The organism is Bacteroidales bacterium (assembly GCA_031275285.1).
Lineage (GTDB): Bacteria > Bacteroidota > Bacteroidia > Bacteroidales > UBA4181 > JAIRLS01.
Window position 1 is genome coordinate 1 of sequence record JAISOY010000061.1, and the last position, 15603, is coordinate 15603.

A 15603-nucleotide genomic window follows, 5' to 3' on the forward strand; every position below is an offset into this window, starting at 1 on the left:
TTACTTCTAATGATATATGAATAAGGCTGTTCTTATTCACTTCTAGAGGAGTGTATTTGAAACAATTTTCAACTAAGGGCTGGAAAATCATAGGGGGAATAGAGATATCCTTATTATCTCCTATATCATAAGAAAAGGTGATATCCTTCGCACTCTCGAAGCGAAGTTTCTGAAAGTCAATAAAATTTTCGATGTATTCAATATCCTTATATAGCGGTGTCAATTCCGTTTCGCAATCTTCCATTACATAACGCATCATCTGGGCCAGTTTTAGAACATAGCCCGATGTATATTCATCTTTAAAATACGTCATTGAATAAATATTATTCAGCGCATTGAATATGAAATGGGAATTGATCTGGGATTTTAGCACCCGCACTTCCAGTATCTTCTTTTCGGATAATAATTCTTCTTTTTGCCTGGCGTCTTCCGTCGTTTTTTTGGAAAAGAAGATAATATTCGAGATAGCATAGGTCAGTGTGAAGAGTGTAAAAAACCTCGCTCCGGAAAAAACAAATTTATATTCATGTTTGGGTGTAATATTGAAATGTTTGAATGTATACATCTCCAACCTGCTGCAAACATAAGCCAACGGTATAATCATCATGATCGAGAGAATAATGTATATGACTTTTTTTTCCTTCATCAACAGTTTAGGAATCAGTACTATCTGTGTCATATAATATATGATCATTATACTTATAATCGTAATCAGGGCCATTATCAATGACAATTCAACATTTATCCATAACAACTGGATAAACATGATAATAAAGATAACCAGCCAGATAATTACTGTCTGGAAACCGATTGAAGAGCGTATATAGTTTAATAATTTATTCATGAAGGCTATTAAAGTAAAACTATTCAAAAATAATAATTACCGGGATATAAAAACAATATATTCAATCAATTTACCAATTGTATCTACCAAACTATTGATTTCATCAACAAATATGTTTTTAGGTTGGTTTTTGTCGACAAAAGCCTGTTTTTGGAGGATTAGAACTGTTACGTACGGATAATTTCCTGTTTTGTTGAATATTTTTTTTGAAGCCGGAATTGTGCCTGATTTTTGTTCCCGAACGTAAGAACACTTATCATTTCAATTAATAAAATAAAAATGGAACAGGTTAAAGAAAACAGTTTGGAAAATCTCAATGTCGATTTATTGATCGGCCATGTTTTCAAATTGTGGATAAGAAACAGGAAGCAAATGCTGGATGAATTCAAAATTACAGGGCCTCAATACGATGTTTTATCGGCCATCTATCATCTAAGCGACATGAAAACGGAAATCATACAGATGGATTTATCGGAAGTAACAGGAATAGATCCGATGACGATTTCCACCATTTTACGCAATCTGGAAAAGAATGATATGATTACCCGCATTCGTGGAACAGTGAATACCAGGGTGATATATATAAAATTAACCAAGAAGGGGAAATCTTTCTATGATCAGGCATTTTCGAAAATGTCGTCATGTTACGATAATTTCTACCGCCATATCGACGGGAAAAGTTTTACGGGCCAATTACTCGTATTATCCAATGAATTAAATAAACTAAAATAAAACAACAATGAAAACAACGATGATTTTAATAGGTGGAGCGATGGCTCTTTTAAGTTTTGCTTCATGCGGGAGCAATAAGCAAACTCAGACAACAAACAAGGAAACACTGGGTCAGGAATATCCCGTAACGGTTGTGACAGCGAGGAACGCTGACATGCAGTCCGTATATCCTGCAACAATTAAGGGACAGGAGGATATTGAGATCAGGCCTCGTGTTGACGGCTATATTGAAGAAATATATGTAGACGAGGGTTCTGTCGTCAAAGCAGGACAAATGTTATTTAAAATCAATTCTCCATCATCCGAACAGGCTTTAACTTCGGCCAAAGCTTCTGTTAACAGCGCCAAAGCACAGGTAAATACGGCAGAAGTGAATGTGGAACGTTACAGGCCTCTGGCGGAAAAGGGAATTGTGAGCAAAGTACAGTTAAAAACGTACGAAAATTCCTATGAATCGGCAATGGCTACATTAGAGCAGGCAGAAGCCACATTAAAAAATGCAGAAGCCACCATGAGCTGGACAAAGGTAACCAGCCCTGTCGACGGTGTTGTCGGTTCAATACCTTACCGCAAAGGAAGTCTGGTTAATTATAGTAATGCGCTGACAACCATAGCCAATACGAAAAGTGTGTATGCTTATTTTTCTTTAAATGAACGGAGATTAATGGATTTTCTGGAAAATGTGGAAGGTAACACCCAATCCGAAAAGATTAAAAATATGCCTCCTGTTTCGCTGATCCTCGCAGATGGTTCTGAATATGAACAAAAGGGACGGATCGAGACCATAACGGGGATCGTGGATGTAACGACAGGCTCTGCAAATTTTCGTGCGGAATTTCCCAATCAATCAGGTAAATTAAGAAGCGGAACGAGCGCTAAAATAATCGTACCCAGAACGCTGAATGATGTGTTCGTGATACCTCAGAGAGCAACATTTACACAACAGGACAAAGTATTGGTTTATAAATTGGATGGCGATGTCGTACAACAACAGATCATATCCGTCCTTTCTATGCCGAACGGACAGGAATATGCCGTAACGACCGGCTTGTCACATGGGGATGTCATTGTTTCAGACGGTGTTGCAACTCTCCGCAACGGAATGGCCATATCTACCAAAGGGAATAACCAGACTGCTTTGAACCAATAAGCTGATTTACAAAAATATATCTCATTTATCCTCCTGCCAGAAGCAGGAGGACAGGGAATCGTACACTCTAATAAAAAGAAGAAAACATGTTAAAGACATTTATAGAACGTCCGGTATTATCCACCGTAATATCCATTGTTATCGTGGTATTGGGGATCATCGGAATAAATATGTTGCCGATTGAGCAATATCCCGATATCGCACCTCCGACAGTACGCGTATCGGCATCATACAGCGGTGCAAATGCCGATGTGATCATGAATAGTGTGGTTATACCATTGGAAGAAGCGATAAATGGTGTAGAAGGGATGACATATATGACATCGTCTGCTTCGATAGGTTCTGCCAGTATTACGGTCTATTTCGAACAGGGTACAAACCCGGATATGGCAGCAGTGAATGTTCAGAACCTGGTAAATCAGGCCTCGGCATTGCTTCCGGCCGAAGTAACACAGGCAGGAGTAACCGTAAGGAAACAGCAAACCAGTAATATCCTGATGCTCTCGCTTTCTTCCGAAAATCCCGAATATGATGACGGATTTCTCCAAAATTATGCGAATATCAATATTTTACCCCAAATAAAAAGGGTTCAGGGAGTCGGTAACGCGGAAGCATATGGGGCGAAGGATTATTCGATGCGGATATGGTTTAAGCCCGATGTAATGGCTTCCTACAAAATTTCTACCAGTGAAGTCATTAACGCGCTGAGGGACCAGAATATTGAAGCAGCACCGGGTCAGTTGGGAGAAAGCGGCAACCAGGCATTTCAATATACATTAAAATATACAGGACGTTTATCCTCCGTAGAGGAATTCGAAGACATCATCATTCGTTCCAACGACGGGAAAATAGTTCGCCTGAACGATGTTGCCACAGTTGAACTGGGAACTTTACAATATAGCGTGTCTACAACTACCGACGGTAATCCTGCAATTATGATCGCCATTAACCAGACAGCCGGGTCGAATGCCACGGAAGTGATCACAAAAGTAAAAGCAGAATTGGAAAATGCCGAAAAAGATTTTCCTCCCGGAGTGAAGTTCACTTACCTTCAGGATGTCAGTGATTTTTTAAATGCTTCCATCAGCAAGGTTATCACCACTTTACTTGAAGCATTCCTTCTGGTTTTCCTCGTTGTATTTATATTCCTGCAAAACTTCAGATCTACGCTGATACCGGCTATTGCCGTACCTGTGGCCATTATCGGTACATTCTTCTTTTTATGGATCATGGGCTTTTCCATTAACCTTCTTACTTTATTCGCTCTTGTACTGGCGATCGGTATCGTAGTTGATGATGCGATTGTGGTTGTTGAGGCTGTACATGCCGAACTCGAACGCGGTACAAAAGATCCGAAAGAGGCGGCAATTAAAGCCATGAAAGAAATAGCCCCTGCCATCATATCTATTACACTGGTCATGGCATCGGTATTTATTCCGGTAAGTTTTATCGGGGGAACCAGTGGTGTTTTCTATCAACAGTTCGGCCTGACATTAGCTTTTGCCATTGCTATTTCGGCGGTGAACGCATTGACTTTAAGTCCTGCACTCTGTGCTCTTTTACTTAAACCACATGAAGAAGAACATGGTAAGAAGAATTTTCTGAAACGTTTCTATTATTATTTCAATATCGGATTTAATGCCGCTACTTCAAAATATAAACAATCTCTTGTCTTTTTGGGAAAGAAAGGGAACCGGTGGATCACCGCGGCAATTATCATAGTTGCTACTGCCGTCTTATTCGGTTTAATGAGGATGATACCTACCGGATTTGTACCGCAGGAAGATAGTGGCGGTGTGATGGCTACCATTACTCTGCCTCCCGGATCATCAATGGAAAGAACGGATTCTGTAGTACAGGCGGTGATTAAGATGGCGGAAGAAATACCGGAAGTGAAGCATATAGGGAGCCTTAACGGTTTGAGCTTCATGAGTGGAATGGGAAGTTCTTATGGTTCAGCTATCATAAAAATGGATCATTGGGATAACCGGGAGATCACTGCAAACGAAGTTGCTGCAATCATGACGGAAAAAACCAAGTCAATAAACAATGCCACATTCATGTTTTTCGGTACACCCACAATTTCGGGTTTCGGTTTAAGCACCGGTGTAGCCATGAGTATGCAGGATCGTACCGGTGGTAGTATTTATGACTTCTACGACATCACCAACGATTTCATTGCAAAAATGAATCAACGGGATGAGGTGATGGTAGCCATGACTACATTTAATCCTAATTTCCCTCAAAAACAAATTGAAGCCAATATGGCTAAGATTAAGGATGCCGGACTTACTTTAAGCGAGATAATGGGGACATTACAGGCTTATATCGGCAGCCAGTATATCTCGAATTTCAATTTATATGGAAAACAATTCAGGGTAATGGTACAGGCTGCTCCTGAATATCGTACAAAACTGGATGATCTGGATGGTTTGTTCGTGAAAACGATCAGTGGAGAAATGGCTCCGGTAACGGAATTTTTAACAATAACCGATATTACGGGTCCCGAAACACGTACACGCTTTAATTTATACTCTTCCATGGATTTGACAATCATTCCTAATTATCGGGATGGTTACAGTACCGGTGATGTTATTAAAGCGGTTGAAGAGGTGAAAGAACAGACGCTTCCGTCAGGTTATTCATACGAATTTTCGGGAATGACACGTGAAGAACAAAAAAGCAGCAGCCAGACCGTATTGATATTCGGGCTTTGTCTGATATTCGTTTATCTGCTGTTAGCCGCTTTATATGAAAGTTACATCCTGCCCTTGGCCGTTATTTTCTCTTTACCGGTAGGGTTAGCAGGAGTAATGATCTTCCTTGCCGCATTTGGTTTAAGCCAGGGGATTACCAATAATATTTATGTCCAGATAGCCATGATTATGCTCATCGGATTACTTGCCAAAAACGCCATTTTGATTGTAGAATATGCCATACAACGGCGTCAACAGGGAATGAGTATCGTTGATGCGGCAATAAATGGAGCTGTGGCCCGTTTCCGGCCGATCCTGATGACATCTTTTGCTTTCATTTTCGGATTATTGCCTCTGGCAATCGCTACGGGTGCAGGTGCAATCGGTAACCGTTCAATCGGTATCAGTGCCATCGGAGGCATGCTTATCGGCACGCTTATCGGAGTAATTGTGATCCCTACGCTTTATATCATATTCCAGAAATTACAGGATAAATTCGGTAAGTCGGATACGGTAATTTCAACCGATGAATTAACAACACAACAAAATAACGGATAATCATGAACAAGTATAAATTTATATTAGGGTTTGTTGTCCTGGTAGGACTCACCTCCTGCGGGACAATGAAGCCGTATCAAACGCCGGTTACCGAAACCGGTAAACTGTATGGGGAAATGACATCGACCGATACGGTCACCATAGCGGATATTCCGTGGAGGGAATATTTTTCGGATCAGAACCTGATTACTTTAATTGAGGAAGGAATCGAAAAAAATCACGATTTGCGGATAGCATATACTCGTATTCAACAAGCCGAAGCAAACCTGAGTATGGCAAAAGCGGCTTGCTTTCCCGATATTTCATTGGTAGGCCAGGTAAATTATTCGGGAAACAGTTTTGGAAGCAGAGGAAAAGATGTGTTGGGTTATAATTCCACAAATTATACGCTTGGCATATCTGCCGGATGGGAACTGGATATCTGGGGAAAACTCAGCAGTCAATCCAAAGCCAAATATGCTCAGTTTCTGAGTAGTCAGGCATACAAAGATCTCATTCAGACATCTTTGGTGGCGAATATTGCCACATCCTATTATTCATTGCTGGCTTTAGATGAAAAGTTAGCCATTACAAGGGAAACCATCGTTTTACTTGAAAAAAGCGTTGAAACGATGGAGGACCTGAAAGAATCCGGAGTACTGAACGGCGCAGCGGTGGAGCAAAGTAAATCTTTATTTTACAATACGCAAACAAGTATTCCCGACCTGGAAAGCCAGATCTGGCAATTGGAAAATTCAATATGCCTGATGCTTGGCCGTTCGCCCGGGCAAATAACCCGGTCTTCCATATTTGAGCAGCAATATCCCGACCATCTCGAATACGGCATACCTGCACAGATGCTGGCGAAGCGTCCGGATGTACGACAGGCGGAGTTATCTTTCCGTTCGGCATTTGAGTTGACAAAAGCAGCCCGAGCCGGTTTTTATCCGGCAATCAGGATCACTTCCGGTACCATAGGATATGGAACAAATAATACATTGTCGGACTTCTTTAAGCCGGAAAATATCTTTGCCAACGTAATCGGGGGATTGACCCAACCCATTTTTGCCAAAAAACAATTAACCGGAAACCTCAAAATAGCCAATGCCCAACAAGAGGAAGCCCTTTTGACATTTGAAAAAACGGTTTTATCTGCCGGGCAGGAAGTAACGAATGTTTTATTTTCATTTGAATCATCCCTGAAAAAGAATTATACGAGGGAAAAACAAATAGAAGCATGCAAGAACTCCGTTTATTTTACACAGGAATTACTGATAGCCGGTGATGCCAATTATACGGAGGTACTTACTGCCGAGCAGAACCTTTTATCGGCATTACTCAATCAGGTAAATGACCGGTTAGAGCAATTGAATTGTACCGTAGAATTATACAGGATTTTGGGAGGTGGTATCGAATAGTTCGTTTCCCATCGTAATAAATCCATCACTAAAACTTCCGGTAAGATGACTGGATTGAAATAAATACAAGAATAAATACCTAATAGACAGCTTGAATAAAATGAAAAAGAAGAAAGTGTCCAACATATTTGACACTTTCTTCTTTTTTGTATCCTTATCTGGTATCTACGAATACCCGTTTAGTATACCTAAAGATGGTTCGTAAAACTAAAAAATCAAATCAAAATAGGCAATAACTGACAGATTCATTTAACGGGTGTATACTCTGTATTTGTCAACATACCACAAGAATAACATTTTGTTTGCAGAGGAATTGATATCGGGTATACTATAATGATATGATCGAAACCGGCGCAAAAGTCCGGTTTTTAACTATTGATTTTCAAATTAGATTTTAAGGATAAATATTCGTTATAGGATAATATTCTATTTTTCTACAAAATCAGCATCTTATATTTGAATTTTAAACGGAAATAAAACTTTACCTACCTGCAACTTATAGTGTGGGTTATAGGTTCTGGAAATATTATCACATAATTATTGTTCATCTAAATAAATAATAATGAAGATTCTTGTTACTGGGTGTGCAGGATTTATCGGATATCACATAACTCAAAAACTTTTATCATGCGGACATTCGGTCATTGGTATAGACAACCTTAATGATTACTATTCTCCTGCACTTAAAACTTCAAGGCTTACACAGCTTGGAATTAATATTTTTGACATAAAACAAAATATTCCTGTTTATGGGAAAAATAATTTGTGTTTTATTCAGGCTGATATAAATGATACTTCATTATATCCCACGATTTTGAAAAATGAAAAAATAGAGGTTATTTGCCATTTAGCAGCCCAAGCGGGAGTACGGTATAGCATTGAAAATCCACAGCAATATATTTCATCTAACATAAATGGATTTTTCAATATCATTGAATATTGCAGGGCCAATCCTGAAACTAAATTAGTCTTTGCCAGTAGTTCAAGCGTATACGGTAATAATACTTCTGTTCCTTACAAGGAAACGGATATAACCGATACGCCAGTTAGCCTGTATGCCGCGACAAAGAAAGCGAATGAACTTATTGCACACAGCTATTCAGCATTATATGGTATTAATATCATTGGGTTACGGTTCTTTACAGCCTATGGCCCATGGGGACGACCTGATATGGCTCCGTTTCTTTTCACAGAGGCTATTCTGAATGATCGTAAGCTGAAACTATTCAATAATGGAAATATGTCGCGTGATTTTACCTTTATAGATGATATTACAGAAGGGATATATAAAGTTCTATTAAATAACCCTGACAGCACTTCGGGCCCTTTGTTTAGGATTTATAATATTGGAAATTCAACGCCTGTGCAACTCGAAGATTTCATTTCAACAATCGAACAGATTACGAAAAAAAAAGCACAGAAAGTATATGAAACGATGCAGCCAGGCGATGTAAAAGATACATGGGCTGATACTTCTCTTTTAAGGCGTGATTATGGCTATGCACCAACAACATCCATCAATACCGGACTTGCTGCTTTTATTCAGTGGTATGAAGATTATTATTTAAGAGGATTGTATGACAATAAAAATGGATAAATATGCGGTATAGATATTTATTATTATTTATTACTGCTTTTATATTCCGGGATTATACTCTGGCGAATGAGCTAAAGTATATCAGTGTTGTTGAGGAAGCTATTCAAAACGTCACATGGTTTACATTCTATATTCATGGTGAAATTTACGCTGGTAAACCTCCGATGTAGTTCTGGTTTATTACCTTCTTTTGGTGTAATAATATTGATAAACAGATGGTTGGAAAATGAAGAGATGACAAAGTCGACAATAACAACTATTAAAGAAAACAAAATTATCCGGTACGCGTACTATAAGTTTAAAACGGTATCCAATATAGGTGTTTATCCCAACGGTATCCTCCAACTAATGAATTCTGTTATGGAATTGTATTCGATAGTACAAAGTGAACAACAAACAATATTATTTGCAGGAAACAGGGAAATACGATATTATGATAAATTTGCCGGTATGATTACCATGTATAATCCAGAATGCTCTTATGGAGAATATAGTTGGTATTTATCGGGTGAAAATAATAGAGATAGGATAATTAATAATAATTTCAATATATAATAGTTTCATGGAAAATATGCTCTCCCCCATATCGGATAAATTGATGGATATAAAATCTTGTTTATTGATCGTTACTGTTTGTTTCTTTGCATTTTTCATAAATAATAATATTATTCCCGCAGATCTGATGGAGTCCCGCAATCTGGCAACCGCTCAGGAAATGCTCAGAACAGGAAACTACCTTATTCCGACAATGAACGGGGAACTCAGGCTTGAAAAACCACCGCTTCCGACATGGATTGCAGCAGGAGTGGAACATATTCTGCCAGATAACCTTTCTGCACAACGCTGTATGACGGGAATCATTGCGACCATAATGGCACTGTTTCTTTACCTGCTAGTACGGAAAATGACAAAAGAACGCCTGTTGGCTCTTATTTCAGCCATCGTTTTAGTTACCTCGTATAATGTTATTATGATGGGGCGAACCGCTACATGGGATATTTATTGCCATAGCTTCATGCTTATTGCCATTTATTTAATCGTTTGCGCCTTTGAATCGAAAGGGGCACAATGGGGACGTTTTATATTGGCCGGTATCTTTATGGGATTATCCTTTTTAAGTAAGGGGCCTGTTGCATTTTATGCACTGTTATTGCCCTTTTTGCTTGGATATGGTTTTGTGATGCGACCTGAAATAAAAGGTAAAATTCCATCCGTTTGTGTAATGATTGTCCTGTGTCTCTCGGTATCATTCTGGTGGCCATGCTACATTGCCGTTTTTCATCCCGAGACCGGGATGGCTGTCGCGGGCAAAGAATCTGCCAACTGGTTGAACCACAACGTCAGACCCCTGTGGTATTACTGGGGATTCGCTGCAGAAGCGGGTATATGGGCGTTATTCTGGGTAACCTCACTCTTTTATTTCTTTTGGCAGAAAAATACAGAACAAATAAAGACTTTTCGTTTCTCGATAATTTGGACATTCGTCGCCCTCATACTCCTGTCATTGATACCGGAAAAGAAAACACGTTATTTACTTCCTTTGCTAATCCCGGGTTCCATAAATATTGCTTTTTATATCTGGTACAGCATACGGGACCTATCCACAAAAGGAAAGAAAATTCTTTTCAGGGTCAATGGATCGGTCGTGAGCGCTATCGCTCTCTGTATGCCAATCCTGCTATACCTGCTGTTTGTACGTAAAGAGGCGTTGTCCTGGCTTGTTTTTATACTCACATCGTTAATTTTTATCGGATTAGCCCTATGGATGCTCGCCGGACTTTACGGAAAAAAGAGCATATTCCCGAGACGGATTTTCGTAGGAACGGCATTGGTAATGATAACGTTCCTGACTTTCTGTTTCCAATATGCTGGACAATTATTCATCAACCAACAAAGGTATAGCATCCATGCAGTGCGGGATAATCCGGCTATCGAAGGGCTGCCATTTTACCATAGTACAAAGGAAGGCATCCGCATGGAATTAGTTTATGAAGCGAACCGCAATATTACACCGCTTGACATAGAAAATGACAGTCTTTTTTACGCCAGCCTGCCATTTGTATTGGTTAGTACGGAAGCTGCCAAAGATATATTGCAAGGGAAACAGGTAACCATCGAATACATTGATACATTCGACAACAACTGGCGCAAACCCGATAACAAATATTACAATAAAAATATGGTTAAAGAGGTTTCTATTATTAGAGGCAAAAATGATTATTGATCCTTTCTGCCTGATTTATAGCCAATCATTATATTACGGGCATATACAATAAATCCAGTTGCTTGTCCGAGAATCAGTACCGGATCATGGCGAATAATAGCATAGGATATAATCATTGCTGATCCGGTCAGGCTGATGATCCAGAACATAATCGGCAATACGGATTCTCCTGCCTTGCGTGAATAGCACCATTGGTAAATAAATCGCAGTGTAAATGTAAACTGTCCTATAACTCCGAATACAATTAGCCAAACAGGAATGTTCTCTTGCATGAAAAGTTGTGTGACTGTATCGTTCCAATTCAAGAGGAAGTAACTAACGGCTGCGATCGGTATAGAGAAGAAAATAATCCGGAAAGCTTTTGGTAGTTTTTTCCATGATCCTTTTGAATCAAGGTTCCAGATATAAATATAATAGGAGATAAATTGCCCCAGGATGATAGCAAAATCGTTACGTAACCATCCATATAGGCACAACAACAGCGAAGCTGCCATACTTAACTGCCAAAAAAGTGTCGGCGAAAGCACTTTACGTGCTCTTTCTGAGGCTATCCATTGTACTAGCAGACGGGCGGAAAAAAGTAGTTGTGCCAATAGTCCGATAGCGAATATGAGATACTGATTCATATCTTGCTGCTCTCGATGGAATAATTTATATATCGTTTTTTCATCCAGCGATAGGCAAAGCAATCTTTCAGCGGCCCGATAAGTCTGTTCCAGAGATGAAATTTCGATTGTCCGGCTATACGTGGGAAATGACGGACAGGTATTTGCTTGTATGTTCCTCCATTCTGAAGCATTACTAAAGCTGGAAGAAACCGATGCATCCCGGTGAATAATGGAATTTTTTTTGCATTTTCAGTCTTTATTACTTTCAACGGACATCCCGTGTCAATAGCATCATCATGTGTCATCATTCGCCTGAATCCATTTGCAAATTTCGATGATGCCCGTTTCACAAAACCATCCTTACGTCCTATACGAACACCTATAACCATTGCATAATCCGGTGCATCAGTCAGAAGCAGGTTAAAATCTTCAGGAGCTGTTTGTAAATCTGCGTCTATATATCCCACATACTCCGAACACGTATAATCTATTCCTGCTTTTATTGCAGCACTCAAGCCTGCATTTTGAGAAAATGACAGGTAGAACATATTGTCGTGCCTTTCACAAACCTCTTTAAGCATATCCCCGCTATCATCTTTTGAACCGTCATCTATAAACATGACACAGCTTCTCATGACTGCATTTTTTAAAAATGAAGACAATTCGGATTCAAGTCTTAAAATGTTATCCTGCTCATTATATACAGGAACAATAATTGTAAATTCGAATTTAGCGGTATTATTCATAAACAGCTTATTTTAGAAATTGGTTTTTGAATAGTAATGAACTGAAAACAGCCATTCCAAAAGCATTAACAGAATGACAGGATACAAAGCCATACTTTCTCCCTGTATAATGATATAGTGTGTGCACCCATAGTGTCAGGATTATAAATTGGTCGTAATAACCGACTAAAATAAGGTTTTATAATATTAGCGGTTATCCTTTCACACTGAAAAAACAATATAACAAGAGCAGCTAATAATGCTATCCACTCTCTCCGGTTCTTTTCATAGATAATAAACCCTATCATAAAAAACGTAGTAGGAATCCATATCATTCTACCAAAATAACGCCACATAACGCAAACGGTAAAATAAGAGTGAACACCATGTCATGGCAAAAAATAACTCCCCATCAATTGAACTGGTTTCTTCAAACATATACTTTTCAAATAAAATGTAAAACAAAAATATCCGTTGATTTAGCAGAAATTTAGAATTTTGAACTTTCAGTGTCTAAAAAAAAATTAAAATTCTACTTTTCTATGAATTTGATTTGGTACTTTTGGTCGTATTTTATTTAAGTCTAAAATATATGGAAGTATTATATGATACTATCTGCAATATTCGCTGCATTAACGACAATATTTGCCAAGCAAGATTGGAATTAAGAACGTTGATTCCGATTTAGCTACTGCTTCCGTATTTGTGTAATATTGTTCTTAACATGGCAGGTTGTTCTGACCGGGAATAACTCTACCGGGATTAAGTATCTTACGAAAACAAATCGGACTTATTTTATATTGTCAGGTATGGGAACCGGCTTGTTCTTGCTTTTTTAAGTGTCGCAACTCGGTGACGCATCTAATATTGTTCAATTGATAAATTAAAGCATTGTTTTTACAATTCTGTTCTCATTTCTCATTCTTGGGAAAACTAATTAATTGGATAGTGGTTTTAGATAGCCGTATGATTGCTGGCAACTCTTTGATTATATTAATGGATAAATGAAAATAATATGAAAATATTGGTAATTGAGGACGAAAAAGAACTATCTAAAAATATCGTTAAGTTTTTATCAAATGACAGCTACCTTTGCGAGCAAGCCTATAATTTTGGTACAGCAATGGAAAAAATAACATTGTACAATTACGATTGCATTCTTCTTGATTTAAACCTCCCCGGCGGTGATGGTATTCAGATTTTGGAAGAAATTAAAGCCCGTAAAATAAACAGTGGTATTATTATCATATCCGCAAGAGGTTCGCTCAATGATAAAATTGAAGGATTGAAAATAGGTGCGGACGATTACCTTTCTAAGCCATTTTCATTATCAGAATTAAGTATCCGCATTTATGTCCTTATCCGACGTCAGCAATTCTCGCATAACAATATTTTAAATTCCGGTGGTATAGAGATTGACCTACTTTCAAAGAGTGTGAAAGTAAAAGAGGAAATTGTCAATCTCACGAAGTCTGAATATGATCTTTTATTATTCCTTATAAACAACAAGTCCAGAGTTGTTTCCAAAGATGCTATCGCAGAACATCTTTCAGGAGATATGGCCGATATGTTAGATAATCATAACTTTGTATATGCCCATATCAAAAACCTGAAAGCAAAATTTGCAGAGGCAGGTAGTACAAATATTATTAAAACCATTTATGGAACCGGATATCAATGGGTAGAACAAGAACGTTAGCTATTAAAAGCATTTTTGGGTTTTTTCTCTACACGCTGTTGATCCTTTTATTTTGTGCCCCATTGCTATTTAAGGTCATGGAAAAATTCTATACAAAAGATCTGGATCAGTTGATAATATTTCGTCTTCAGGAATTTAAAAATAATCGACTGCCTTCGTTCAACACAGAAGATATCGAAGTATGGAACCGTTTCAATGAAGATATACTCATTTTACCTTTCGATAAAAAATATCCAGTGCAGGTAGTCAACCAAAAAAAGTTTTTCGATAAAGCAGAAGGGCATAATATTGATTTTCGTATTGTCTATGATACAATATTAATCGACTTCAACCCTTACATGTTGATGTCTCGGATACCAATGATTGAAAAACATGATTTAATGAGGACTTTATCATCACAATATGGACTTTTATTTTTTGTTATATTGATTTCGTTGTCAACTGTTTACTATTATATGTCCAAGAAACTTTGGCGTCCGTTCCATTCGACACTTTCCAAAATACAGAATTTCAGCCTCGAAAAAGACGAACTGCCTAAATTCAGCAACACCAATACGACAGAGTTTGTTCAGTTGAACAGTATATTAAACGACCATATTTCCAATAACCTAAGCATATATAAAAAGCAGAAGGAATTTATAGAAAATGCATCACACGAACTCCAAACCCCATTAGCAGTATTCAAATCACAATTAGATATGCTGCTCCAGCAACCTGATTTATCAAAGGAACAGATCGACATTATACAATCTTTATACTCAGTATCCTCCAGGATGACACGCCTGAATAAAAACCTTTTACTTTTAGCTCGTATAAACAATGACCAATATGGTAATATGGAAGATATAGATTTTGTTCAGACGTTATATACTCAACTTCTATATTTACGTGAACGTGCCGAAAGTAATGGAATCAAGGTCAATGTTAGCATTGAAAAACCTTTGAACATTCATGCAAACAGGATATTGGTGGAAAGTTTGTTAACGAATCTAATCGTAAATGCCATACGGCACAATACTGAAGATGGAATAATTAATATCCGGGTATTTGATTGTGGGTTTGAAATATCAAATACAGGTGCGGCTCAAACACTTGAAAAGGATAAAATATTCAGGCGTTTTAATCGCACATCGGAGGAAAAGAAAGGTAATGGACTAGGTTTATCTATCGTTCATGAAATATGCAAAATGCATGGTTGGAAGACTCTATACGATTACAAAGATTGCCTACATAGTTTTGTTATTCGGTTTATTAAATAAAATACATGGGAAGCTACTTGATAGTAGTTAAAAAGAATGAAAATACAGCAATTCAAATATTTTCAGCCTCTTTGGAGAGGCTTTTTGAAGTGCTGTAAGGTGCAATTATTTGTG

The 15603-nt window shown here is 38.1% G+C and carries 11 protein-coding genes; 8 read left to right on the forward strand and 3 right to left on the reverse strand.

Annotated features, from left to right (window positions below):
- Positions 1 to 679: histidine kinase (locus LBQ60_05685; protein MDR2037396.1), on the reverse strand; the 679-nt coding region annotated here is incomplete at its 3' end.
- Between the two features lie 444 nt (positions 680 to 1123).
- On the opposite strand from LBQ60_05685, the gene LBQ60_05690 reads away from it, so the two are divergent.
- The 6 genes from LBQ60_05690 (at position 1124) to LBQ60_05715 (ending at position 11198) form a co-directional block, all read left to right on the forward strand.
- Positions 1124 to 1576, forward strand: a complete 453-nt coding sequence (locus tag LBQ60_05690) for a MarR family transcriptional regulator (protein ID MDR2037397.1) — start codon at positions 1124 to 1126, stop codon at positions 1574 to 1576.
- A 7-nt stretch (positions 1577 to 1583) separates the two neighbouring features.
- Positions 1584 to 2726, forward strand: coding sequence for an efflux RND transporter periplasmic adaptor subunit (locus LBQ60_05695; GenBank protein ID MDR2037398.1), 1143 nt, complete (start codon positions 1584 to 1586; stop codon positions 2724 to 2726).
- An 86-nt stretch (positions 2727 to 2812) separates the two neighbouring features.
- Positions 2813 to 5980 (forward strand): efflux RND transporter permease subunit, encoded by a 3168-nt coding sequence (locus tag LBQ60_05700; protein ID MDR2037399.1) that lies wholly within the window; start codon positions 2813 to 2815, stop codon positions 5978 to 5980.
- Between the two features lie 2 nt (positions 5981 to 5982).
- Positions 5983 to 7377, forward strand: a complete 1395-nt coding sequence (locus LBQ60_05705) for a TolC family protein (GenBank protein MDR2037400.1) — start codon at positions 5983 to 5985, stop codon at positions 7375 to 7377.
- 562 nt (positions 7378 to 7939) lie between these two features.
- Complete coding sequence (locus LBQ60_05710; GenBank protein MDR2037401.1) at positions 7940 to 8974, forward strand: NAD-dependent epimerase/dehydratase family protein; 1035 nt, start codon at positions 7940 to 7942, stop codon at positions 8972 to 8974.
- A 562-nt stretch (positions 8975 to 9536) separates the two neighbouring features.
- Positions 9537 to 11198 (forward strand): glycosyltransferase family 39 protein, encoded by a 1662-nt coding sequence (locus LBQ60_05715; GenBank protein MDR2037402.1) that lies wholly within the window; start codon positions 9537 to 9539, stop codon positions 11196 to 11198.
- Here the strand turns inward: LBQ60_05715 and LBQ60_05720 are convergent.
- A complete protein-coding gene (locus LBQ60_05720) occupies positions 11192 to 11824 on the reverse strand; it encodes a lipid-A-disaccharide synthase N-terminal domain-containing protein (GenBank protein MDR2037403.1) in 633 nt (210 codons plus the stop codon). The two genes, LBQ60_05715 and LBQ60_05720, sit on opposite strands and share 7 nt — an antisense overlap.
- Complete coding sequence (locus LBQ60_05725) at positions 11821 to 12552, reverse strand: glycosyltransferase (GenBank protein MDR2037404.1); 732 nt, start codon at positions 12550 to 12552, stop codon at positions 11821 to 11823. The genes LBQ60_05720 and LBQ60_05725 overlap by 4 nt, the downstream gene beginning before the upstream one ends.
- A gap of 994 nt (positions 12553 to 13546) precedes the next feature.
- Here LBQ60_05725 and LBQ60_05730 point away from each other — a divergent pair.
- The gene (locus LBQ60_05730) at positions 13547 to 14230 is read left to right on the forward strand and encodes a response regulator transcription factor (GenBank protein ID MDR2037405.1); all 684 of its coding nucleotides are present in this window, start codon (positions 13547 to 13549) and stop codon (positions 14228 to 14230) included.
- Between the two features lie 77 nt (positions 14231 to 14307).
- Positions 14308 to 15489 carry a HAMP domain-containing histidine kinase gene (locus LBQ60_05735; protein ID MDR2037406.1) on the forward strand — a complete coding sequence of 394 codons (1182 nt, stop codon included), beginning with the start codon at positions 14308 to 14310 and terminating at the stop codon, positions 15487 to 15489.
- Positions 15490 to 15603 lie beyond the last annotated feature (114 nt).

Excerpts from the sequence above, each read along its gene's own strand:
- LBQ60_05700 (MDR2037399.1), top strand. The coding sequence starts at position 2,813 with ATGTTAAAGACATTTATAGAACGTCCGGTATTATCCACCGTAATATCC.
- LBQ60_05735 (MDR2037406.1), top strand. The coding sequence starts at position 14,308 with ATGGAAAAATTCTATACAAAAGATCTGGATCAGTTGATAATATTTCGT.
- LBQ60_05725 (MDR2037404.1), bottom strand. The coding sequence starts at position 12,552 with ATGAATAATACCGCTAAATTCGAATTTACAATTATTGTTCCTGTATAT.
- LBQ60_05695 (MDR2037398.1), top strand. The coding sequence starts at position 1,584 with ATGAAAACAACGATGATTTTAATAGGTGGAGCGATGGCTCTTTTAAGT.
- LBQ60_05720 (MDR2037403.1), bottom strand. The coding sequence starts at position 11,824 with ATGAATCAGTATCTCATATTCGCTATCGGACTATTGGCACAACTACTT.
- LBQ60_05705 (MDR2037400.1), top strand. The coding sequence starts at position 5,983 with ATGAACAAGTATAAATTTATATTAGGGTTTGTTGTCCTGGTAGGACTC.
- LBQ60_05715 (MDR2037402.1), top strand. The coding sequence starts at position 9,537 with ATGGAAAATATGCTCTCCCCCATATCGGATAAATTGATGGATATAAAA.
- LBQ60_05690 (MDR2037397.1), top strand. The coding sequence starts at position 1,124 with ATGGAACAGGTTAAAGAAAACAGTTTGGAAAATCTCAATGTCGATTTA.
- LBQ60_05710 (MDR2037401.1), top strand. The coding sequence starts at position 7,940 with ATGAAGATTCTTGTTACTGGGTGTGCAGGATTTATCGGATATCACATA.
- LBQ60_05730 (MDR2037405.1), top strand. The coding sequence starts at position 13,547 with ATGAAAATATTGGTAATTGAGGACGAAAAAGAACTATCTAAAAATATC.